This window comes from Dysgonomonas sp. 216, assembly GCF_010501065.1.
GTDB lineage: Bacteria > Bacteroidota > Bacteroidia > Bacteroidales > Dysgonomonadaceae > QVMM01.
On record NZ_QVMM01000004.1, the window covers coordinates 137,585 to 159,903 of the forward strand.

Consider the following 22,319-nt stretch of genomic DNA (forward strand, 5'->3'; position numbering starts at 1 on the left):
GATTTATATATCCGACACATTATAAACTGTTTTATATATCTTTCTTTTTATATGCTCAAAGTCTTTATCAAGGTCAATATCCCGATAAGTCATCAACATCATAGGCAATGCTTCGTATGCTTCCTGATAGGGAGGTTGCTTATAAGAAATATCCCATAATTTAAAACCCACACGTTTGTAAAAGCCTATACGCCGTTGTGCCATTTCGGTATCAGGCATTTCAACTTCAAGTATTAAAGGTAATTTTGTACTTGCAATAAAAGCTTCCATTACACTTTTACCAATGCCACCGTTTCTATGTTCCGGAACTATAGCAAAATGCTCGGCATAAATAAATGTATCAAAAGTCCAGTATGTTAAAAAGCCCATCCGTTCCTCTTCGTTCAAAAGCATATACACCGAAAATTCATTATCATCGGCTATTAACTGTCTGAACTCATTTACCGGGCGCCTCTCATCAGGAGGAAAACTCTCTATGTAAATTCTCTCTATAAATCCCATATCCGATTTATGAGAGACTGAGACTTTTTTTAATTCTAATTCCACTCTATTTATCTAATATAGTCAGTTGTACTACTTATATAGATGTAGCTATACGCATTTCTTTCACAACGCCATCTTCACATTTCAAGATGCGTCCCTGAAATTTTTGCACAATTGCATAGTTATGTGTCGACATCACTACTGCTGTTCCCGCTTTTGATATATCCTGTAAAAGCTGAACAATTTGATTACTCGTTTCCGGATCGAGATTCCCCGTGGGTTCATCTGCAAGAATCAATTCCGGAGAATTTAATAAAGCCCGTGCTATTACAACACGTTGTTGTTCGCCCCCCGAAAGCTCATGAGGCATTTTATAACCTTTATTTTGCATTCCAACCTGAGCAAGCACTTCGCGAATACGCTCTTTCATCAAATCTTTACTATTCCAACCTGTAGCCCGTAACACAAACTCCAGATTTTTGTCAACCGAACGGTCAATCAACAATTGAAAATCCTGAAATACGATACCTATTTTTCTTCTTAAAAAAGGGACATCTTTTGCTTTTAAGCTATGCAATTCATAATCCATTACAAACCCACGTCCTTCGTCTAACGGCATTTCGGCATACAAGCTTTTCAGAAGTGTACTTTTTCCGGCACCTACTTTACCTATAAGATAAACAAAATCGCCTTCATTTATTTGCAAATTCACGTGTTGCAATATCACATTCCTATCGCGACTAAGAGTTACATCTTTGTATTCAACAATTATATCCATAGCTTTATTTTTGGAAGTTATTTTTTATGCCGCTTTTGTAATTCCCGAGCCAAATCCTCGATACTCAGCCCCTTGGATGTAAGAAGAACTATCAGATGATAAATCATATCGGCCGACTCATAAACCAAACGTTCATCTGTTCCGTTACATGCTTCAATCACACTTTCGATAGCCTCTTCCCCTACTTTCTGAGCCATACGGTTTATACCATCTTTAAACAACGATGTTGTGTATGAACCTTCAGGCATTTCCTTATAACGTTTCTCTATGAATTGTTGCAAATATTTAAAGAATAGGATATCTTCTTTATTCTCTTCCTCAAAACATGTATCTGCTCCTGTATGACATACAGGGCCCACAGGATTTACTTTAATAAGTAATGTATCACGATCGCAGTCTACCTTAATACTTACTACATTCAAAAAGTTTCCGCTTTCCTCCCCCTTAGTCCACAAACGTTGTTTTGTACGGCTAAAAAAAGTGACTTTACCTGTCTCTTCTGTCTTTTTTAATGCTTCGGCGTTCATATAGCCCAACATTAATACCTTGTTTGTTTCGTCATCCTGTATTATAGCAGGAATCAGTCCATCTACTTTTTCAAAATCAAGATTCATCATCTGACGTTTATATTTTCACTTTTTAAATAATTTCTCAAATCTTTCAGGCTTATTTCACCAAAGTGAAATACGCTGGCCGCTAATGCAGCATCGGCATGTCCTATTGTAAACACATCTCTGAAATGCTCCATAGCTCCTGCTCCACCTGAGGCAATAACCGGAATGTTCAAACTCTCGAACAAACAATTTAACGCTTCATTCGCATAACCGGTTTTTACTCCATCGTGTTTCATACTGGTAAATAATATCTCGCCTGCGCCACGATCTTCAGCTTCTTTTGCCCACGAATACAAATCTTTACTTGTTCTATTTCGTCCGCCACTGGTGTAACAAATCCATTCACCATCTTCAAAGTTAGCATCTATTGCGCAAACACAAACCTGCGAACCAAAATTTTTTGCTATTTGGTCAATTAATATGGGATTACGCAATGCAGCCGAGTTTACCGACACCTTATCGGCTCCGGCATTTAACAGACGGTCAACATCTTTCAGTTCATTAATCCCTCCTCCAATAGTGAAAGGTATATTAATATTCTGCGCTATACGGGTTACAAGCTCTGTAAATGTTTTACGTTCTTCGTACGACGCCGTTATGTCAAGAAAAACTAATTCGTCTGCCCCCTCTTCACTATAACGGATACCTAACTCAACAGCATCGCCGGCCTCACGCAAATTCACAAAGTTTGTGCCTTTCACTGTTATTCCGTCTTTCACATCAAGACATGGTATAATTCTTTTTGCCAGCATATCAATTATTTGTTAATTGGCTTAGTTCGTCCAAAGTTACTCTGTTTTCATAAATAGCTTTACCCAATATTACAGCAGGTACTTTTGCCGCTTGCAAATCAAGTAAATCCTGATAAGAGCCAACTCCACCACTTGCTATTAAATATAAACCGGGGTAGAGAGCTAAAATATCTTTATATAAATCGACAGAAGGGCCTTGTAACATTCCATCCTTGCTGATATCTGTACATACCACCTTATTTATACCCTTTTCCTTATATTCTCCAATAAACGGGAATAAATCGACACTTGTCGACTCCTCCCATCCCGAAACAGCTATTTTACGATCTTTACAGTCAGCACCCAAAACAACCTTATCGCTGCCATATTTTTCTATCCATCCTATAAACAAATCTTTATTTTTCACAGCAATACTTCCTCCGGTTATCATCGAAGCCCCGCATGAAAACGCAATTTCGGCATCTTCATTACTTTGTATTCCTCCACCAAAATCAATAATAAGAGAAGTTTGAGACGCTATATTTTCAAGCACTTTCCTGTTTACAATATGCTTTGCTTTTGCTCCGTCCAAATCGACCAAATGCAGACGGCGTAAACCATAAGCCTCAAATTGTTTCGCCACCTCAACAGGATTTTCATTATAAACAGTTTTAACTGCGTAATCGCCTTGAGACAAGCGTACGCACTTCCCGTCTATTATGTCTATTGCCGGAATTATTTCTATCATAATTTCAAAAAGTTTTGAAGAATACGTTCGCCCACACTTCCACTTTTTTCGGGATGAAACTGGGTCGCATAAAAGTTATCCTTGTTTAATGCTGCGCTAAAAGGTAATATATAATCGGTAGTTGCTATTGTTCCTTCGTTTAAAGGAACATAAAAGCTGTGTACAAAATAAACATACTGATTTTCGATCGACTCATCGAACAAAGGGCTTTTCACATCAGCAAGTGTATTCCAACCCATATGCGGAACTTTATCTTCGTGCCTTTGGGGCTGAAAGCGCTTTACATCTACGTCAAAAATATTCAGGCATTCGGCATTTCCTTCTTCCGAATAATGACACATTAACTGCATACCCAAACATATACCTAACACCGGTTGGACAAGATTGGGTATAAATTCGTCAAAGCCAGTTTTTCGAAGATGCTGCATGGTTGAACTTGCCTCTCCTACTCCCGGAAAAATTACTTTATCGGCTTTCCGTATCAAATCTTTATCGTCGGTAACAATAACATCAGCACCTAAGCGCTTTATTGCCGACTCGACCGAAAACACATTTCCGGCATTATATTTTATAATAACAATACCCATTTATTTATGAGTTAATTTTACAACTATAACTATCGAATCACTCACTCCTGCAACAACATATCTATCAGTTTTACCATACGGTTAAACTCATCCATATCGAATAAACGGGTAAGCATTACTATTTTCCCTTTTTTGTCGATTATTATATTACGAGTTATTCCGGCTTTTTTCTCGGCATACAACCCGAATATTGATGCATCTGGATCTAAACCTATAGGATAAGTTACTCCTGTTTTTTCAGCAAAAGCCAATACTGTTTCTGTAGGCTCTTCCCTATCTATACCGTAAAGAGCAAAATTCTTGTTACTTTTATACTTTTGCCATATTTCGCTTTCGATATGGGGCATTTCTTTACGGCACACACCACACCAACTTGCTGTAAATTGCAGCATCACAACTTTTCCTTTTAATGAAGACAATTTCACTTTTTCGCCCGACGGCAATGCCATTTCAAAATCAGGAGCCTGATCCCCAACCTTTACCAAATACTGATTCTCATAAGCCGACTCCTGAGCCAAAGTGTAAAAAGACAATCCTAGGAAACAGAACAGAAATAATATCTTTTTCATATTGCAAGATTTCGTTTATAAAATATTCTACGAAAATAATATATCACAGGTAATGCGGCAAATACCCCTAAAGCATCGGCAATAAAATCGAACCAATCGCCCGAACGGGGAGGAAAATAAAGGCTCTGAATTATCTCTATAAAGCCACCATATAGTATCGGATATATAATTACACCTAAAATAAGATATAATTTGCTAATATATCCATTGTTGATATATATGTAATAGAAAGCTGTTGCTGCAGATAAACCGAAATACATTATGAAGTGTACAATTTTATCGAAAGGAATGAAAAAATCCATTTCAACCTCAGGAATATCATCCCCTGATATAAAACAGCATAAATACAGTATAGTTAAGGATATCAGAAGTGGCACCCATCCGTATCTAAAAAAGGATGTTAATACATTTCGTAGCATAACTGAAAAATAAAATACAAATTTGCGACAAATATTCGACAATCGGACATTTTTGCAGCTAATTTGTCAGTTTTTTAAGATAAAAGAGATTCCTTTATTTGAAATATTGAACAAATAAACACTAAATGCGTTTGTAGAATAGGTTTATATAAAAAAATGGAAGCTAACAAAAGTATTATAATATCGCCCAAATTGCAATGGATAGCCGCAATGGCTATGTTTATGCAAGCATTGGATTCGACGATATTAAATACTGCCTTGCCGGCTATGGCTGCCGACTTAGGAAGATCGCCCCTTTCAATGCAATCGGTCATTATAGCATATACCCTTACTCTTGCCCTGCTTATACCTATAAGCGGATGGCTGGCCGACAAATATGGCACACGCAGGATATTCTCGCTAGCAGTAGGACTATTTACTTTAGGATCGTTAGCTTGTGCCTTGTCTGACGACATTAACTTATTGGTATGCTCCCGTATATTGCAAGCAATAGGTGGCTCAATGATGGTTCCAGTCTCCCGTTTGGCTCTGATATATGCCTATCCTAAAGATCAGTTGCTGAAAGTTATCAACTTTGTAACTATGCCTGCCTTAGTAGGTCCCGTGGTTGGTCCATTATTGGGTGGATGGATAGTACAAATTGCAAGTTGGCATTGGATATTCCTTGTAAATATACCTATTGGTATAGCAGGTATAGTTTTTGCGCAGAAGGTTATGCCTGATTTTAAAAGAGAACCTAAATCTCTGGATATTCTTGGCTTTATTTTTATCAGTTGTGGGCTTATCCTTTTATCTATGGGATTGGAATTAGGAGGAGAAGGCGCTATATCTCTCACGTTTTTATTTGTATTAGTTTTTATTGCATCTGTATTTTTCGCAGTTTATGTGTTTTATGCAAAAAAGAAAACAAATCCACTGTTCAGTTTAGACTTATTTAAAATACGAACCTTGCGAATAGGGTTGTTAGGAAATCTATTCACAAGGTTGGGAGTTGGCGGTCTGCCGTTACTTCTTCCGCTTATGCTTCAGGTTGCATTTTTACATTCGCCTTCAGTATCAGGGATGATGCTTATGCCGGCGGCTATAACTGCAATAGTCGCAAAATCGTGGATAGTACCTCTTGTTCGTCGGTTTGGTTATAAGAAACTTTTAATAGCCAACACACTGGCATTAGCCGTAGTTATTTCGTTATTTGCCTTACCCGACAAAACAACACCACTGCTGTTGCTTGTTCCATTACTTATTATATATGGTTGTATAAATTCATTCCAGATGACATCGATGAATACAATTACTCTCGCCGACCTTGATGATAATACTGCCAGCGAAGGAAACAGCCTACAAACTGTTATGCAACAATTATCGATGAGTTTTGGAATTTCTGTCAGTATGATGATTTTAAGAGGTATTGAAAATACCGAATGCCTCACTGACGGAAATACCGAACTAGCATTCAAATACACATTTATTGTTTTAGGAATTATAACAACTTTAGCATCTATTATATTCCTGAATTTAAAGAAAGGAGACGGTGACAAAATATCAGGAAGAAAAAGCAAAAACGAATAAAAGCAAAAGCCGCATCTCATTCAAGATACGGCTTATATTCATTAATTAAAACTACCTTATAATCTTAGCAAATTACTTGCCTCCTTTATTAAACAAATGCGAAGCTTTTTCTTTTGCCTGATGAGCCAAATCGCCGACTTTATCTGTCAACTTTTCAGAGTATTCTTGCGCCTGATCTGAAACATCATCAAATAAATCGTTCGCACGATCAATAAAATCCTGATATTTACCTTTGAAGAACTTATTCCAATCAATATCCATATTTTCCTTATCCATAAAATCCTTTATTATAGCAATAACCTTTAAAGATTGCTCTTCGGTCAATCCGGCTTCCTGCCGAAGCCTATTCACTAAATTTTCCATTACCTTTTAATTTTTATATTGACTATTTCTTTCTGTATATAACACCACACAGATCAATATTGTTTAAAAGATGTATACATTTTAGGATATAGAAATTACCAATAAGAAAAGTTTATATCTGTTGTTTCAACCTTCCTTTTTGTATTAAAAGTAGGCCTATTATCGTAACAAGAGCATTTAGCATCAGTATTTCGTTGCCTACCGAATAGTTGAAAATATTTTTCATATATACTTCAAATAAGTAACTTACCACTGGCGATAAAATACAAATATAGGGAACAAGCCTGTCTCTGACTTTTATTTTAGTAAATAAGCCAAAAGTAAACAAGCCCAAAAGAGGACCGTAAGTATAAGATGCAATCTTGTAAATAGCACTTATAATACTCTTCTCGCCAAGCATATCAATTAATAATATAACCAACCCGAAAACGAGACTTACAATAATATGTACTTTTACACGTGTCTTTTTAGCCTGCCCCATATCTTCCTTTTCTATGTTAAGAAGATCAATACAGACAGAGGTTGTAAGTGAAGCTATAGCCGAATCGGCACTGGAGAATGCAGCTGCAATAATCCCGATTGTGAAAAATATGAGAACCGAAAAGCCTAAATAATCGGAAGCAAGCATCGGCAATATCTGATCTGATATTGCAGGCAAGTCTATTTGATACGTATTGGCGAATATAAGCAGAAGTATACCTAACGATAAGAAAAGAAAGTTGATAGGAATAAATGCAATACCATAAGTCAACATATTTTTACGGGCGTCTTTCAACGATTTACAAGTCAGGTTTTTTTGCATCATATCCTGATCGAGGCCGGTCATAACAATAGTAATAAAAATACCGTTAAAAAATTGCTTAAAAAAGTTTTGGGTACTGCCCCAATCGTCGAACACAAAAATACGATAATGCTCGTTTGTTGTAACCGCCTTTACTGTTTCAATAGCATCAAAATCGAGTTTTATTGCTATTTGGCAAATAATTAAAATTAATGCTGTAACAAGGCATATTGTTTGAAGCGTATCGGTCCATATAATTGTTTTTATCCCGCTTTTATGAGTATATATCCACATAAGAGCAATTATTCCTGCTACTGTAACAGGAAAAGGCACTCCCCATTGAGCAAACACCAATACTTGCAAAATCATTGCTACAAGATATAGTCTGGCTGCTGCACCAATAAGTTTTGACAGAATAAAAAACGCAGAACCTGTTTTATGGGAAGTTCGGCCAAACCTTTGTCCCAAATAACTATATATTGTTGTAAGATTCAGCCTGTAATAAAGAGGGAGCAACACAAACGAAATTACAATATAGCCAACTGTAAACCCAAATACCATCTGCATATATGTCATGTCGCTTTCGCGCACCCACCCGGGAACAGAAACAAAAGTAACCCCCGAGATAGAACTACCCACCATTGCTATGGCTACAACCCACCACGGAGATTTTCGGTTTCCTAAGAAAAAAGCATCATTATTCGAACTTTTACGGCTCGTTATAACAGAGATAAGATATAAAATGGCAAAATAAATTACCATTACTACCAATATCGATAAATTATTCATCAAATATAAAGTTTCTGTTTATTCCTGATTTAGCTTACGAACTACTTTTGCCGGATTACCCACTGCCAACGAGTCGGATGGAATATCTTTTGTCACAACCGATCCCGCACCAATAACAGCCCTGTCGCCAATAGTTACACCCGGACAAATTGTAACATGCCCGCCAATCCAGCAACGTTCGCCAATAGTTACAGGTTTACAGTTCTCCCACACAGCACGTTCGTCTGCATTAAGCGGGTGCTCCGCTGTATATATATGTACCCCGGGGGCAATAAGTGTATGTGCCCCTATAGTTACCTTCGCTCCATCGAGAATAACGGCACCAAAGTTTACAAAAACATTATCCGCAGCATAAATATTCTCGCCATAATCGCAATAAAAAGGAGGTTCGAGATGCAAATTCTTCGCCGAATTAGGACATAATTCGTTTATTACACGCTGAAAATTCTCGGTATAATACTCCGTTACATTAAGTTTATGTAATATGCGCTTAACCTTTGTCCTTACGGCAATCAACTCTTCACCATGAGCATCGTAAGGCTCCCCCGCCATCATTTTCTCTTTTTCAGTCTTCATATATACGGTCTTATAATAAAATTTCTATTGCTTCGCTCAATTCCTTTATCACATAAGTAGGCTCAAAATCTGTCTTATTATACTCATTCGGTGCATACCACATCTGATCTATACCCGAATTTCGTGCTCCGGTTATATCAGATATCCAATTATCCCCTATCATTACAGTCTTTTCCTTCGACGCATTACTTTCCGACAGGGCAAACTCAAATATAAGCGGATTTGGTTTGTTAACCCCGGCCTGATCGGAAAGAATTACTTTATCAAAATAACCCTCTAAGCCTGCCATTTCCAACTTTTTATACTGCACCTCTTCGAACCCGTTAGAAAGCATAATAATTTTGAACTTTGGTTTCAATGCTTCCAACAACTCAATAGCTCCATCAATCAGTCGCCTTTTAGATGAGCTTCGAAACATAAAATCATTATTTATTTCAAGCGCTCTTTTTTGAGAAATCTTTTCGATATGCTTAAATGGCTCATAGAAACGTCTACTTTTAAGATCTTCTTTATTTATCCGATTTTGTTCGTATAATTTCCAAAGAGACAAATTATAAGGTTTAAACACCTCATAAAAATCATCGAACGTTTCGTAATCGTTATCGAATCCATATTCGGTAAAAATTTCAGTCAACGCTTCATAATTATTTGAAGAAGTATCTATTAATGTATCATCTAGGTCGAGGAATATTGTTTCGTATTTCATTGCGAAGGTTTTGATACACAAAAGTAAATAATGTTTGTTACAGGCACAAGCTATTTTTTGCCACAAAAAAAGTTTATTATAACTTTGATTGATTAAAACAGGCAATGTACCCTTTATAAGCAATGAATATATCCTTATACAACATAACAAAGCAACAAACATCGGTTATAAAAGGTATGGCTATCCTTTTGATAGTATTCCATAACACAATTTATCAGACAACAGATATTGGATTCAACGAAATGAATTTCGATTCGGAACGTTTCGTCTATTTTCTGAAGATAGCTTTTCATAATCCCCAAATGACACTTAATGCATTTTTTTCGTTTTTCGGACATTTTGGGATACAAATATTCATTTTTATCAGCGGTTATGGCTTGACAAAAAAGTACTATAACCATACGGATATCTCTTACAAATCCTTTTTAAAGGACAGATTAGCTAAGATATATTTTTTAATGCTATTCGGCATAGTTGTATTCACTTTGATATTTGCCCTGCTACTAAAAGAAAGGCCGTTAGATTGGACTTACCTGAAAAGTATATTATTAACAGTAACCACTCTTCGCAATTTTTCGAGCTATACAGTGTTCGTTATTAGTGGCCCTTGGTGGTTCTTTGGGCTTATCATTCAATTATACTTGCTTTTTCCTCTCTTTTTCAAATATCTAAAAAAAAACTCCGAAAAAGGTTATTTTCAACTAACAACCGTAGCATATATATTGCTATATATAGCTATTGGATTCTATATTTTATTATTTACCCTATATCCTGATTTACAAAAAACACGAATATCGTTCTTCTCCCTTTTCATAGGACATATTCCCGAATTTTTATTTGGAATGGCAATAGCCTTATTCCCTAGGTTTGTTATTACGCCTAAAATATTGGGAGGTGCATTAATCATATTCATTTTGTCAAATTTGACTGAAAGACTTTTTCCTTTCAGTTTTTTAGCAGTAACAATATTAATTATGACTTTGTGCTACTATATTTACACATATAGTCCACCTATAATTATGAAAACACTCTTATTTATAGGAAAAATAAGCATGTTTATATTTTTATTCAATGCTCCTATCCGAAATCTGTTTTTCCTCCCTTATTTCAAAGATAAGCCCCCCCTCATTATTTTAGCAGGATCGTTTGGGCTCCTCATTGTCGTCATTCTATTCTCGTACATTATGTATCTTATATATAATGCGATAACACCATACGTTTTTTCCAAAAAGAACTTATCCGAGAGTATTTCAAACAGATAAAATAGAATAAAAGTATACCCAAGACATAAATATAACTTTTTGCCGCAAAAAGAGTTTATTATAACTTTGATGGACTAAACTGGTAGTGCACCCTTTATAAACAATGAATATATCCTTATACAATATAACAAAGCAACAAACATCAGTAATAAAAGGTATTGCTATCCTTTTTGTTGTATTTCACAATACAATTTATCCAACAACAGATATTGAGTTCAACGAAATGAATTTCGGTTCGGAACGTTTCATCTATTTTTTGAAGGTTATTTTTTATAATCCTGAAATGATATTTAATGCATTTTTTACATTTTTCGGACATTTTGGGGTACAAATATTTATTTTTATCAGCGGTTATGGCTTGACAAAAAAGTACTGTAACCATACGGATATCTCTTATAAATCCTTTTTTAAAGACAGGTTAGCTAAAATATATTTTTTAATGCTATTCGGCATAGTTGTATTCACTTTGATATTTGCCCTGCTATTAAAAGAAAAGCAATTAGACTGGATTTACCTGAAAAATGTATTATTAACAGTAACCACTCTCCGTAATTTTTCGAGCCATACAATGTTCGTTATTTGTGGGCCTTGGTGGTTCTTCGGGCTTATCATTCAATTATACTTGCTTTTTCCTCTCTTTTTCAGATATCTAAAAAAACATTCCGAAAAAGGTTATTTTCAACTAACATCCGCAGCATATATATTGCTATATATAGCTGTTGGACTCTATATTTTATTATTTACCCTATATCCTGAATTACGAAATACACGAATATCGTTCTTCGCCCTTTTCATAGGACACATTCCCGAATTTTTATTTGGAATGGCAATAGCCTTATTCCCTCGATTTTTTATTACCCCTAAAATCTTTTGGGGAGCATTAGTTATATTTATTTTGTCAAATCTAACTGTAGGACTTTTTCCTTTCAGCTTTTTGGCTGCAACAATATTAATCATGACTTTGTGCTATTATGTTTACACATATAGTCCACCAATAATAATGAAAGGACTTCTCTTTCTTGGAAAGATAAGTATGTTTATATTTTTATTCCGGTCTCCTATCCGAAATCTGTTTTTTCTCCCTTATTTCGAAAACAAGAATCCTCTCATTATTTTAATAGGATCATTCGGACACTTCATTGTCGTTATCCTATTTTCGTACATTATGTATCTTATATATAATGCAATAACCCCATACGTTTTTTCCAAGAAGAACCCGCCCAAGAGTATTTATAACAGATAAAAGCAGAATAAAAGTATATTTTATTCTATTTATGTCATTTTGTCATTTCACTTCAAAAGTAAAGTTTGGCACAGCATTTGATATATTACTAATCGAAGCTGAAAAGCTAAAATGAAAATAAGTAATCTAAAAAACAAAATAAAAACAAAATGGGAAAAATAATTGGAATAGACTTAGGTACCACAAACTCATGTGTGGCCGTATTGGAAGGTAACGAACCTGTAGTTATTGCCAACAACGAAGGTAAAAGAACTACACCCTCAATTGTAGCTTTCATCGAAGGAGGCGAACGTAAAGTAGGAGATCCGGCTAAACGTCAGGCTATTACTAACCCCGAGAAAACAATTTTCTCGATAAAGAGATTCATGGGTGAGACTTGGGAGGAAGTTCAGAAAGAAGTAGGACGTGTTCCTTATAAAGTTGTAAAAGGCGATAACAACACTCCTCGTGTTGATATTGACGGGCGTCTTTATACTCCACAGGAAATATCGGCAATGATTCTTCAGAAAATGAAAAAAACTGCCGAAGATTACCTTGGTCAGGAAGTAACTGATGCTGTAATTACAGTTCCTGCATATTTTAACGACTCGCAACGTCAGGCAACAAAAGAAGCTGGAGAAATTGCCGGTCTTAAGGTTCAACGTATTGTTAACGAACCAACTGCGGCAGCATTGGCTTACGGACTAGATAAGAAGCACGAAGATATGAAAATAGCAGTGTTCGACCTTGGAGGTGGTACATTCGATATATCTATCCTTGAATTAGGTGATGGGGTATTCGAAGTAAAATCGACAAACGGAGACACTCATCTTGGAGGAGACGATTTTGACCAAGTAATCATCGACTGGTTAGCTGAAGACTTTTTGAAAGAAGAAGGCATTGATTTACGTAAAGACCCAATGGCACTTCAACGTTTAAAAGAGGCTGCCGAAAAAGCAAAAATAGAACTTTCGAGCACAACCTCAACCGAGATTAATTTGCCATATATAATGCCGGTCAACGGTATTCCAAAACACTTGGTAAAAACTTTGAGCCGTGCTAAATTCGAACAATTAGCCGATCAATTAATCCGTGCATGTATCGAGCCTTGCCGTCAATCATTAAAAGACGCAGGATACTCAACATCAGATATCGATGAAGTAATTCTAGTTGGAGGTTCAACCCGTATACCTGCAATACAAGCCGAAGTTGAAAAATTCTTCGGAAAAGCTCCTTCAAAAGGTGTAAATCCCGACGAAGTAGTTGCTGTGGGTGCTGCTATTCAAGGCGCTGTTTTAACAGGAGAAGTAAAAGATGTATTGTTACTAGATGTTACACCTCTATCGCTTGGTATCGAAACTATGGGAGAGGTTATGACTAAACTTATAGAAGCAAACACGACTATTCCTGCCCGAAAAAGTCAGATATTTACAACTGCAATAGATAATCAGCCATCTGTTCAGATAAAAGTACTTCAAGGAGAACGCCCTATGTCGAAAGACAATAAGCAAATAGGTTTGTTCAATTTGGATGGTATTGCTGCTGCCCGTCGTGGAGAACCACAAATTGAAGTAACATTCGATATCGATGCAAATGGTATCTTAAAGGTCTCGGCTAAAGATAAAAACACAGGTAAAGAGCAATCTATACGTATCGAAGCATCGTCGGGTTTAAGTGATGAGGAAATAAAACGTATGAAAGATGAAGCTGCTGCAAATGCCGAAGCTGACCAAAAAGAGAAAGAGAAAATAGACAAATTGAATCAGGCAGACTCAATGATATTCCAAACTGAAAAACAGCTGGAAGAATTGGGAGACAAATTACCTGCTGATAAAAAAGCGACTATCGAAGCTGCTTTAAACAGATTGAAAGACGCCCATAAAGCTCAGGATATTCCTGCAATCGATGCTGCAACAGCCGAATTGGAAGAATTATTCAAAAACATGGCTCAAGATATGTACAATCAATCGGATGCACAACCAAACGATGGACAACAACAAGCAGGAAATGCCAGCGACAACAGTAATAATGGCAACGATGACATTCCTTATTCTGACTTCGAAGAAGTGAAATAAAAGACGATTAGGAATAATAAACAATGATTGAAAAACGCAGTAAGTGTTGACTTACTGCGTTTTTCTTTTTTAAGAGATTCTTATTATCCGTTCTTATATATCTTTAGAGAGTTATATAAAGAACAGGTGGATAATTGTTTTCATACAAAATCGAAATATAAGTTATGTTGATATAAAAAGTAATTTGCTATTAACCAACGAAGATGCTATGAATTTTGATTTATTAGATTTGAAATTACAGAATTGAATAATATGTAATTAAGAAGTATAAGCAACAATAAAATAAAACATTAAAAAACAATTTTTCAATGTTTTATTTTATTAAATCAGATTATTTATCCTAATTTAGATATATCTTAATATTGGATATGCTACCTTTATTCGGATAAAAAGTTAAGGGGTAAAATATTACCTTTATACGGATGAAAAAAAAGAGAATTTACGATCGGGATTTCAAAGAAAACGCGGTTCGCCTTAGTAACCAACGAGAAGACATCTCCAGTTTGGCTAAAGAATTGGGGATAACGACCAAGTTGTTATATAGTTGGCGCAGTGAGGCACGAAAGAAAGGAGCAGAAAGTTTTCCGGGGAGAGGAAATTCGGCAGTAACAATAGAAGCAAAAGCCGAGCAGTCTCTAAAAAAAGAGATGGAGCGTCTACGAAAGGAGAATGAGATATTAAAAAAGGCTTTAGGCATCATCTCCAGGGAAGAAGATTGACTATTTATCATTTCATAAATATGCACCAAGATAAATGGCCTATCGGGATGATGTGTAAAGTACTAGAAGTTTCACCCAGCGCTTATTATGCATGGCGAAAAGAGCCATTTGGAAAACGTCACAAGCAGAGTTGTTTGATACGTTCAAATATTGAACGAATCTACTTTGAGTCGAAAGGGCGTTATGGCAGCCCACGTATAGCTAAAGAGATGACAAATACAGGGCTAAGTGTGTCTCGCAGAACTATAGCTAAATATATGAAACAAATGGGGCTAAAAAGTAAACTTTCACGAAAACACCGACAAACAATGAATTATTCACATAAAGAACCAGTAGCTGAGAATATCCTCAACCGGGACTTTGTATCTAAATATCCCGGTATCAAATGTGTCTCTGATATTACTTATCTACCCACAACTCATGGATTTATATACCTTACTGTTGTTATTGATCTATTTGACAGACAGCCTATTGGTTGGAATATTAGTGAGAAGATGACTGCCGAACAAACAATAATACCAGCATTAGAGAAAGCTTCCCGTAACAGATCTTTACAAAAAGATATGATTTTTCATTCTGACAGAGGGGTACAATATGCTTGTAAAACAACTGTCAACTATCTTAAATCATACAATTTTAGTCAATCGATGAGTCGAAAAGGCAATTGCTGGGATAATGCTGTGGCAGAAAGTTTCTTTAAAACGCTCAAGACTGAATTGATATATGGAAATAAACTTTTATCCAAATTAGATACAAAAACAGCTGTCTTTGAGTATCTGGAGACTTGGTATAATAAAAAAAGAAGACACTCATATTTAAATTATCGGACAATACCTGAGTTCTGGGAACAATATGAAAATAACAATTTAAACATTACCCCTTAACTTTTTATCCTGAATAAGGCTGCATATCCAACTTTTATCTATCTGTAAATCTGCAGATTATGATAGCTGAAAAATTCAATTCAATCATCGAATTGCTTGAAAGATTTCCTACTGAACAATCTTGTATAGACTATTTGGAAGAGATAAGATGGAAAGGGAATATTGTAAGTCCATTTGATCCGACATCGAAAGTCTATAAGTGCAAAAACAATAGGTATAGATGCAAGAATACAGGCAAGTATTTTAATGTGAAAACCAATACGATGTATGATAATACCAAAATAAGCTTAAAAAAATGGTTTGTGGCTATGTATTATGTAACAGATCACAAGAAAGGCATATCATCATATCAGTTGGCAAATTTCATAAATGTATCACAAAAAACAGCTTGGTTCATGGCTCATCGTATTCGTAATTGTTTCCACTTAGAAGAGAATGAGGTCTTGGAAGGAGTAGTTGAAATTGATGAAACTTTTGTCGGGGGCAAAAACAAAAATCGACATTGGGATAAAAAAGTTCCACAAAGTCAGGGGAGAGCCTTCAAAGACAAAACCCCTGTCTTTGGGATGCTTCAAAGGGACGGAAAAGTAATAGCTAAAGTAGTCACAGATACCAAAGTTCAAACTCTACGACCTCTAATCGACAAGTACATAGCCGAAGGAAGTATCATTAATACAGATGAATGGAATTATGGAAACTTGAATGAGAAATATATTCATAAACAAGTTTTTCATGCAGCTAAAATATATGCAATGGAAGATGTTTATACGAATACTATTGAAGGATTTTGGAGCATCTTAAAACGTGGAATTATTGGCATATACCATAAAACCACTCGAAAGCATCTTCAAAAGTATGTGGATGAATTTTGTTTCAGATATAATACACGAGAAATTTCAACAAATGCAAGATTTGATTTACTTTTACAGAACTCAAATCGCAGGTTGAAATATAAAGACTTAGTTTATGTCCAAGAAAACGAAAGAAACTTTAAACAAACAGGTTGATAATAATACTATCAAACAACATTCGTTAGATGGGTATCTAAATGCAACCCTTATTTGCGAAATGGAAAAGAAAAATGTAGAAGAATATCTAAATTCAGAAGATACAAAGAGGTTCTTAAAAGAACTAACGACAAAAACTAATTTACCTTTATCTACTTATATCCGAAGAGTTACCGATGAGCAAAATAAAGAAAGTGTTTGGGTTCATCCAAGTATTGCTTTGAATATAGGTAAATGGTTCGGGCTTAACTTTCATCCACAAGTTTTAGATTGGATATACCAATGGATGTTAGAAAATGATTTCGATTCAGGTGTAAATGCGAACAAAGAAGTACCTAAAGACTTTGAAGAAAAAATCAAAAAAAGCCTTAGAATACAATCCTAACAAAAAGAAAAAATAACTACTAACTTGATTTATCAAGTATATTAATCACAAACAATAATCGGTGTAAACTGGTTAGTTATTACCAAATACGGAACAGTCAGAACTTATCAAAATGTGTGAGTATTTGAAAGAGTACGATTTAAAAGAAGAACACCCTTGTAAAGATGATATTTCAAAACATTTAGCATCCGCAGTAGTATATGTAATAATTGGAATTTACAAAAAGGGGGAGCCTCTAAATCAACAACCTTACTCAAGGAAAAATAAATTATATTTTGAGTTTATGGAGTTAATTGCTAAAAATTATAGAAAGCAAAGAGGTATTGAATTTTATGCTAACAAATTGTGTATTTCTTCCAGACATTTATCTTCTATTTGTAAAGATATTACTGGAATAACCGCAAAGGATCGTATAGACGAACATATCATTGCTAATATACGAATTTTACTTGTTACGACTGATCTGACCATTTCACAGATTTCTGATGAACTTAATTTTCCGAATTCATCATTTTTCGTGAAATTCTTCAAAAAACAAACCGGGATGACGCCAAAAGAATATAGAAATGTAAATAAGACGTAGGTCAAATTTGGCACAAGGTGTAAAAGCGAGAAGATTATGTTTGAGAAGATTGCAATATGGAGAAGATTTCGTATCTTTGAAGTATAAAGTCGCTCTTAATGTATTGTTGAAAATGAAGCTAATCAGCGAATAATGATAGCTGGTTTCTAAATCGTTACCTGTCTGCAAATTCAGTTTTACAATACACTGAAATACATGTAGTTGAAAGTTTCTCTATGTCTTGCCACATGAGTAGTCAACGTCTTTTTAATACCACACAAATCAGCAATTTCCTTCAAATATGAATTCATGCGTTGATTACTGGGTACAGGAAACAATAAGCCTTTGCTTGTACACTCGGGGTGATTTTCATATTTTTCGATAAGCTGTATCGCAACGCTTAGTAAAGGAATATTTCACATATTTTTAGTTTTTTATCTGTTCTTCCTTATCCACATAGAATCATCATTATCTTTTACCAAATGCTCGGGTTGTAGTTGTTGAATATCAGCAAAGGCAAGTCCGGTGTAGCAACAAAAGACAAATACGTCTCTTACTACATCCAAACGTTGAATAGGAAAATCCTTTTTTATTATAGCTTCCAATTCTTCTTTTGTTAGAAAATCAACATTTGTATCTTCAAATTTGAAACGATAAGAAGCAAACGGATCTTTCTGCATCCAATCGTTAAAAAAAGCTAAACGAATAACTTTCTTTAGATTTTTCAGACGGGTAATAGCCGAATTTTGAGCGCACTTTTTCTCTACTTTCAGATATACGTCAAACTTCCGGATAAAAGATAAATCCAACTCATTTAGTCCGATATCAGACACCTTATATTCAAGCTTAATAAATTCTTCAAGATAGCGGGCTGTTGTTTCAAAACGCTGAACTGTTTTCTCAACATATCCTTTACCAATTAAAGAGCGGGCTTCTTTGTTGTGTTCGGAAAATACCTGTAATAGAGTCTTGTGTTTTTCCTCTACCCCAAAATATTTGTTGCGGATAATTTCGGCCGTTACCTGGCGTTCTTCGGCTTCTAACTCACGATATATATTGCGTAGTTTTGCCTTTATTATGTCAATGTAGGAGTTAATCTCGGCAGCGATTCTGCCTTTCCCTTTCACACAACCTTTTGTCTGATCCCAAAGGCTTATATCTACACTACGTTTTATCAGGATTTCACAGGCTTTACCGTTAATTGTTATTCTCACGCAAATGGGAGCCTCTCCATTACTCTTTATTTTATTCTTTCTTAGGAAGAATAAAATGCTAAATGTTTTCTGTTTCATCTTTTCAATTTTAATGGTTCAAAAATACTTTTTAAGCCATCAAGTCCTGCTACGTAAAATGCAGTAATACAACGAGAAAGATTCTTATTCGTGGACTCTTTTTTTGCTTTGAATAGGCCACGATTTGGACACAAAACTATGCTTTTGGATTATTTCATTCTGAATCAGCCGTTTGTCTTGGCTGTAAATCAGAATAGGTAACGGATAAGTAACGAGATAACTTCATCAATTTGCCCCGCTTTGAGCAGGTTGATTAGCTTGGCACAAAATTAAGTAAATTTTCTCTATTGACAAATTCCTTTTGGTATAGATGATGCATATCGCCTCCATGAGTTACTTTTTACTACTTTGATATACATCATATTGAGCCGATATAATCTCTGCAATTTCATCCCGAAACCATTTAGGAGATAAAACTTCAACCTCTGATCCATGAGAGAGCAACTCCTGTCGAAAATCAAAGCTTGGTTTTATATGGTAGCTGAATATGGTATAGTCGGATGTACTTTCAACTTCCTTTTGCGAGTGATGCAATGGCAAAGCCCTGATATAACTATCTTGAATTTTATATACCTTAATCAGAACGTTTTCTGTTTTGTGTCCGTCTCCGGCTACAATTCCAAAGCTGTCCATAAAAAAGGCCTCTCCATCAAAGTTCTTTGGTAACTGGAATTTATTCTCATTGATGTGGATATGTTTGATTCTATCTAAAGCATAAATGAGGATACTTTCTTTATATGGACTGTACCCTATAACATACCAGCGTTGTTTAAATACTTTTATACAATAAGGATGAATCTCAAAAGTATTAGGTGTATCTCGCCAAAAACTCTGATAAGTCACTTCTATGGATAGGCTATCCCTCATTGCTTCAATAATAGATGTCAAATGCATTTGCCCAGATGGTATTTTTTCAAATAAAATGCGTTGTTTGAGTTTGTGACTCTCATTTATCAGGTTATTTACTGCGAATGTATTTAATAGCCAGCTTCGAACGCCTCCACGCTCCATATCATCGGTATTCTCTATGTAATATTTGTATCCATTTCGCTTATCGCACTCAATGTTAATATCAAACATCTGCTCAATAGCCTGTCGATGGTTATGGAACGTGCGCAAAGGAAGATCTTCTCCATCAAGATTTAATAATGATCTTTGCCAATATTCATTAATTTCTTCAAATGTTATCTTCCCTCTTCGATAAATGATGTCAACCAACCAAACATATCGGTTGAATAAATTGGATGTGGTATCCTTAGAACTTTTTTTCTTTTCCATATCAATTAAATCCTATTCTTTTTCGTTCTTCATTCTTATACAAAAACTCGCTTTGACAGTAGCTATGTACCGTCTCCAATGTCGGTGTTACTCCGCTTAAGATGGAGTCCACAGTATATTTGCGAACGATATTTTCTATTTGTCCACCGCTGAAATTATAATTATTTGCTAATTCCAATCTCTCTTGCTCAGATAATGTTGGCAACATGGTTTGCCAAATTTTTTCTTTAGCTTCAATACAAGGCTTCTCAAACTCAATCTTGTACAAGAATCTTCGTTCAAAAGCTTTATCCAAATTCTGAGTCAAATTAGTTGTCGCTATCATTATCCCCTCTAAATTCTCCATTTCTTGTAATAGGATATTCTGTATTGCATTTTCTGTTTGATCAATCGAGCCTTGTCCGGCATCTTTTCGCTTACCAATAACTGCATCAGCTTCGTTAAATAACAAAATGGGGGCAACCTCACACGTTTTCAGAAAGCTTTTATACTTATCGAATATTCCTTTTATACGCTTCTCGCTTTCACCATACCACATACTTTTCGTTTCTGAAATATCCACCATCATAATATCGCGACCTGTAGAACGAGCTATTTGATAGACAGTCTCGGTCTTTCCAGTTCCGGGTGCTCCATAAAACAAGCAAGCAAAACCTTTTCGCATTCCACCTTTTTCCAGTTTCTCTTGAATAGACTGAAAATTATTCTTGTGAAGAAGTGATGTAAGTTGTGTTATCTGCGATTGTTCCCGTTTATTATAGAATAGTTCTTTTGAAGAAATACTACCGTGCAGCATAAGATCCTTTTTATTATTACTCTGAGTGGTCTTAATATCCAATCCAACAAAAAGTTTCTCTTTTGCAGTTGATGATATTCTAAAGTATTCCCTGTCTCCGAAACCATTGTCATTAGAATGTTCCAAAATGTTATTTTCAAGCAGCTCACTATTTCCGTTTTGTAATTCGGATTTCATATCTTTGAATATCCATTTTTCCTCATACAAATCATCAAAGTCATGAAATCCAACACAATCATCATCCAAGTTGATAAATCTATGACAGAATAATAAAAGTAACAAGAACTCATTTCCACATATTCCTATTTTTTCATATTCCTTGATTTGCTGACAGAAAGCTAAGGAAGAATTATCTTCAAAAAGTGAACGCAATTCTACTAATAGTAAGTCACAAGAAATCTCACTTTCCTCTCTTTCACTGAACAAGCGATTGATATGCTTGAACAATCCTTTGGTGGTCAGATTTTGAGTGCTTTCAGGAGTATATGCGATATCTTGTTTTAAAGCATTAACAACATCCATAGGCACACGATAACTTTTTTGATTGCTGCTTCTGTTGCAACGAACCAAACGCCGTTTTTCTAATTCGTCAATATCACTCATTAAATTTATAATCCTAACTAAACGACAGCCAATTAGCTTAGAAAATTCACTGATATATATTCTACTGTCGTCACTTTTCTCTATAAAAATAGCAAAGAGAACCGTTTGATTTATTGTAAGTCCCATTTTCTTAGCCACAAAGTTGATGCTTTTCTTCGCTTTCTGGAAAAACTCTTTATTCAAACCGGAATTCTCAACTAATTCCACTATATTTTCTATATGGTCTAAAGAGGTTTTAAGAACCTTTTTATCAACTTTTTCGTTGACATTCTCGTCTTTCTGTGTAATGTTCAACTGTCTCATATCTATTGTTTTTATGCAAAGATATGCACGGCATGCGCCAAATAATAGCACAGGTGTAAAATGTCTCTAAAAAAACTGCCCATATGAGCAGTTTTCTTTATGCAATGAGAAATTAAAGAGCTGGTGCATGTTTCCCTTTTCCAGCTCCATTTGGATGTCTTGAGCATGTTGATGCAGTTAATGAACTAATAGAAGAATATGAATTACCACAATATTTG

At 35.3% G+C, this 22,319-nt stretch carries 24 protein-coding genes; 9 read left to right on the forward strand and 15 right to left on the reverse strand.

Going from position 1 to position 22,319, the window contains the following annotated elements; all coding sequences use genetic code 11:
- Positions 1–3 precede the first annotated feature (3 nt).
- From D0T53_RS03985 to D0T53_RS04020, 8 genes are read right to left on the reverse strand one after another with little or no spacing between them, the layout of a single operon-like run.
- Positions 4–546 (reverse strand): GNAT family N-acetyltransferase, encoded by a 543-nt coding sequence (locus tag D0T53_RS03985; protein WP_163265306.1) that lies wholly within the window; start codon positions 544–546, stop codon positions 4–6.
- 31 nt (positions 547–577) lie between these two features.
- Entirely contained in the window at positions 578–1,261 is a 684-nt protein-coding gene (locus tag D0T53_RS03990) for a cell division ATP-binding protein FtsE (RefSeq protein ID WP_163265308.1), read from the reverse strand.
- A 17-nt stretch (positions 1,262–1,278) separates the two neighbouring features.
- A complete protein-coding gene (gene hisIE, locus D0T53_RS03995) occupies positions 1,279–1,875 on the reverse strand; it encodes a bifunctional phosphoribosyl-AMP cyclohydrolase/phosphoribosyl-ATP diphosphatase HisIE (protein WP_163265416.1) in 597 nt (198 codons plus the stop codon).
- Positions 1,875–2,627, reverse strand: a complete 753-nt coding sequence (hisF, locus tag D0T53_RS04000; protein ID WP_163265310.1) for an imidazole glycerol phosphate synthase subunit HisF — start codon at positions 2,625–2,627, stop codon at positions 1,875–1,877. The genes hisIE and hisF overlap by 1 nt, the downstream gene beginning before the upstream one ends.
- A gap of 1 nt (position 2,628) precedes the next feature.
- Complete coding sequence (gene hisA / locus D0T53_RS04005; RefSeq protein WP_163265312.1) at positions 2,629–3,354, reverse strand: 1-(5-phosphoribosyl)-5-[(5-phosphoribosylamino)methylideneamino]imidazole-4-carboxamide isomerase; 726 nt, start codon at positions 3,352–3,354, stop codon at positions 2,629–2,631.
- A complete protein-coding gene (gene hisH / locus D0T53_RS04010) occupies positions 3,351–3,941 on the reverse strand; it encodes an imidazole glycerol phosphate synthase subunit HisH (protein WP_163265314.1) in 591 nt (196 codons plus the stop codon). Before hisH ends, hisA begins: the two co-directional genes overlap by 4 nt.
- Before the next feature lie 41 nt (positions 3,942–3,982).
- Positions 3,983–4,510: a TlpA disulfide reductase family protein gene (locus tag D0T53_RS04015; protein ID WP_163265316.1), complete on the reverse strand. Its 528-nt coding sequence runs from the start codon at positions 4,508–4,510 to the stop codon at positions 3,983–3,985.
- Positions 4,507–4,929 carry a VanZ family protein gene (locus D0T53_RS04020; protein WP_163265318.1) on the reverse strand — a complete coding sequence of 141 codons (423 nt, stop codon included), beginning with the start codon at positions 4,927–4,929 and terminating at the stop codon, positions 4,507–4,509. The genes D0T53_RS04015 and D0T53_RS04020 overlap by 4 nt, the downstream gene beginning before the upstream one ends.
- A 156-nt stretch (positions 4,930–5,085) precedes the next feature.
- Between D0T53_RS04020 and D0T53_RS04025 the strand changes: the two genes are divergently transcribed.
- Entirely contained in the window at positions 5,086–6,498 is a 1,413-nt protein-coding gene (locus D0T53_RS04025; RefSeq protein WP_185152969.1) for a DHA2 family efflux MFS transporter permease subunit, read from the forward strand.
- 72 nt (positions 6,499–6,570) lie between these two features.
- Here the strand turns inward: D0T53_RS04025 and D0T53_RS04030 are convergent, their stop codons facing one another.
- From D0T53_RS04030 to D0T53_RS04045, 4 genes are all read right to left on the reverse strand, one after another.
- Positions 6,571–6,861, reverse strand: coding sequence for a hypothetical protein (locus tag D0T53_RS04030; protein ID WP_163265320.1), 291 nt, complete (start codon positions 6,859–6,861; stop codon positions 6,571–6,573).
- Positions 6,862–6,973: 112 nt separating this feature from the next.
- The gene (locus D0T53_RS04035; RefSeq protein WP_163265322.1) at positions 6,974–8,431 is read right to left on the reverse strand and encodes a sodium:solute symporter; all 1,458 of its coding nucleotides are present in this window, start codon (positions 8,429–8,431) and stop codon (positions 6,974–6,976) included.
- Between the two features lie 18 nt (positions 8,432–8,449).
- A complete protein-coding gene (locus D0T53_RS04040; protein WP_163265324.1) occupies positions 8,450–9,007 on the reverse strand; it encodes a sugar O-acetyltransferase in 558 nt (185 codons plus the stop codon).
- 10 nt (positions 9,008–9,017) lie between these two features.
- Positions 9,018–9,713 (reverse strand): YjjG family noncanonical pyrimidine nucleotidase, encoded by a 696-nt coding sequence (locus tag D0T53_RS04045; RefSeq protein WP_163265326.1) that lies wholly within the window; start codon positions 9,711–9,713, stop codon positions 9,018–9,020.
- A gap of 122 nt (positions 9,714–9,835) precedes the next feature.
- Between D0T53_RS04045 and D0T53_RS04050 the strand changes: the two genes are divergently transcribed.
- From D0T53_RS04050 to D0T53_RS04085, 8 genes are all read left to right on the forward strand, one after another.
- Entirely contained in the window at positions 9,836–10,975 is a 1,140-nt protein-coding gene (locus tag D0T53_RS04050; protein WP_163265328.1) for an acyltransferase, read from the forward strand.
- 103 nt (positions 10,976–11,078) lie between these two features.
- Complete coding sequence (locus D0T53_RS04055; RefSeq protein WP_163265330.1) at positions 11,079–12,218, forward strand: acyltransferase; 1,140 nt, start codon at positions 11,079–11,081, stop codon at positions 12,216–12,218.
- A gap of 149 nt (positions 12,219–12,367) precedes the next feature.
- Positions 12,368–14,272 (forward strand): molecular chaperone DnaK, encoded by a 1,905-nt coding sequence (dnaK, locus tag D0T53_RS04060; protein WP_163265332.1) that lies wholly within the window; start codon positions 12,368–12,370, stop codon positions 14,270–14,272.
- A 422-nt stretch (positions 14,273–14,694) separates the two neighbouring features.
- Positions 14,695–14,991: a transposase gene (locus tag D0T53_RS04065; protein WP_163265334.1), complete on the forward strand. Its 297-nt coding sequence runs from the start codon at positions 14,695–14,697 to the stop codon at positions 14,989–14,991.
- Positions 14,992–15,011: 20 nt separating this feature from the next.
- Positions 15,012–15,875 carry an IS3 family transposase gene (locus tag D0T53_RS04070; RefSeq protein WP_255489384.1) on the forward strand — a complete coding sequence of 288 codons (864 nt, stop codon included), beginning with the start codon at positions 15,012–15,014 and terminating at the stop codon, positions 15,873–15,875.
- 56 nt (positions 15,876–15,931) lie between these two features.
- On the forward strand, positions 15,932–16,882 hold the full coding sequence (locus D0T53_RS04075; protein ID WP_370457785.1) for an IS1595 family transposase: 951 nt from the start codon (positions 15,932–15,934) through the stop codon (positions 16,880–16,882).
- A complete protein-coding gene (locus D0T53_RS04080; protein ID WP_163265340.1) occupies positions 16,842–17,267 on the forward strand; it encodes a KilA-N domain-containing protein in 426 nt (141 codons plus the stop codon). Before D0T53_RS04075 ends, D0T53_RS04080 begins: the two co-directional genes overlap by 41 nt.
- A 124-nt stretch (positions 17,268–17,391) precedes the next feature.
- Positions 17,392–17,850, forward strand: coding sequence for an AraC family transcriptional regulator (locus D0T53_RS04085; RefSeq protein ID WP_163265342.1), 459 nt, complete (start codon positions 17,392–17,394; stop codon positions 17,848–17,850).
- 413 nt (positions 17,851–18,263) lie between these two features.
- On the opposite strand, the gene D0T53_RS04090 is transcribed toward D0T53_RS04085, so the two are convergent.
- The 3 genes from D0T53_RS04090 to D0T53_RS04100 form a co-directional block, all read right to left on the reverse strand.
- Positions 18,264–19,121, reverse strand: coding sequence for a site-specific integrase (locus D0T53_RS04090; protein WP_255489385.1), 858 nt, complete (start codon positions 19,119–19,121; stop codon positions 18,264–18,266).
- A 333-nt stretch (positions 19,122–19,454) separates the two neighbouring features.
- Positions 19,455–20,399, reverse strand: coding sequence for a YafY family protein (locus D0T53_RS04095; protein ID WP_163265344.1), 945 nt, complete (start codon positions 20,397–20,399; stop codon positions 19,455–19,457).
- Position 20,400: 1 nt separating this feature from the next.
- On the reverse strand, positions 20,401–22,101 hold the full coding sequence (locus D0T53_RS04100; protein WP_163265346.1) for an ATP-binding protein: 1,701 nt from the start codon (positions 22,099–22,101) through the stop codon (positions 20,401–20,403).
- Positions 22,102–22,319 lie beyond the last annotated feature (218 nt).

What these genes read in the sequence shown, in the direction of transcription:
- D0T53_RS03990 (WP_163265308.1), bottom strand. Translation starts at nt 1,261, where the DNA reads ATGGATATAATTGTTGAATACAAAGATGTAACTCTTAGTCGCGATAGG.
- hisIE (WP_163265416.1), bottom strand. Translation starts at nt 1,875, where the DNA reads ATGAATCTTGATTTTGAAAAAGTAGATGGACTGATTCCTGCTATAATA.
- hisF (WP_163265310.1), bottom strand. Translation starts at nt 2,627, where the DNA reads ATGCTGGCAAAAAGAATTATACCATGTCTTGATGTGAAAGACGGAATA.
- hisA (WP_163265312.1), bottom strand. Translation starts at nt 3,354, where the DNA reads ATGATAGAAATAATTCCGGCAATAGACATAATAGACGGGAAGTGCGTA.
- hisH (WP_163265314.1), bottom strand. Translation starts at nt 3,941, where the DNA reads ATGGGTATTGTTATTATAAAATATAATGCCGGAAATGTGTTTTCGGTC.
- D0T53_RS04015 (WP_163265316.1), bottom strand. Translation starts at nt 4,510, where the DNA reads ATGAAAAAGATATTATTTCTGTTCTGTTTCCTAGGATTGTCTTTTTAC.
- D0T53_RS04020 (WP_163265318.1), bottom strand. Translation starts at nt 4,929, where the DNA reads ATGCTACGAAATGTATTAACATCCTTTTTTAGATACGGATGGGTGCCA.
- D0T53_RS04025 (WP_185152969.1), top strand. Translation starts at nt 5,086, where the DNA reads ATGGAAGCTAACAAAAGTATTATAATATCGCCCAAATTGCAATGGATA.
- D0T53_RS04030 (WP_163265320.1), bottom strand. Translation starts at nt 6,861, where the DNA reads ATGGAAAATTTAGTGAATAGGCTTCGGCAGGAAGCCGGATTGACCGAA.
- D0T53_RS04035 (WP_163265322.1), bottom strand. Translation starts at nt 8,431, where the DNA reads ATGAATAATTTATCGATATTGGTAGTAATGGTAATTTATTTTGCCATT.
- D0T53_RS04040 (WP_163265324.1), bottom strand. Translation starts at nt 9,007, where the DNA reads ATGAAGACTGAAAAAGAGAAAATGATGGCGGGGGAGCCTTACGATGCT.
- D0T53_RS04045 (WP_163265326.1), bottom strand. Translation starts at nt 9,713, where the DNA reads ATGAAATACGAAACAATATTCCTCGACCTAGATGATACATTAATAGAT.
- D0T53_RS04050 (WP_163265328.1), top strand. Translation starts at nt 9,836, where the DNA reads ATGAATATATCCTTATACAACATAACAAAGCAACAAACATCGGTTATA.
- D0T53_RS04055 (WP_163265330.1), top strand. Translation starts at nt 11,079, where the DNA reads ATGAATATATCCTTATACAATATAACAAAGCAACAAACATCAGTAATA.
- dnaK (WP_163265332.1), top strand. Translation starts at nt 12,368, where the DNA reads ATGGGAAAAATAATTGGAATAGACTTAGGTACCACAAACTCATGTGTG.
- D0T53_RS04065 (WP_163265334.1), top strand. Translation starts at nt 14,695, where the DNA reads ATGAAAAAAAAGAGAATTTACGATCGGGATTTCAAAGAAAACGCGGTT.
- D0T53_RS04070 (WP_255489384.1), top strand. Translation starts at nt 15,012, where the DNA reads ATGCACCAAGATAAATGGCCTATCGGGATGATGTGTAAAGTACTAGAA.
- D0T53_RS04080 (WP_163265340.1), top strand. Translation starts at nt 16,842, where the DNA reads ATGTCCAAGAAAACGAAAGAAACTTTAAACAAACAGGTTGATAATAAT.
- D0T53_RS04090 (WP_255489385.1), bottom strand. Translation starts at nt 19,121, where the DNA reads ATGAAACAGAAAACATTTAGCATTTTATTCTTCCTAAGAAAGAATAAA.
- D0T53_RS04095 (WP_163265344.1), bottom strand. Translation starts at nt 20,399, where the DNA reads ATGGAAAAGAAAAAAAGTTCTAAGGATACCACATCCAATTTATTCAAC.
- D0T53_RS04100 (WP_163265346.1), bottom strand. Translation starts at nt 22,101, where the DNA reads ATGAGACAGTTGAACATTACACAGAAAGACGAGAATGTCAACGAAAAA.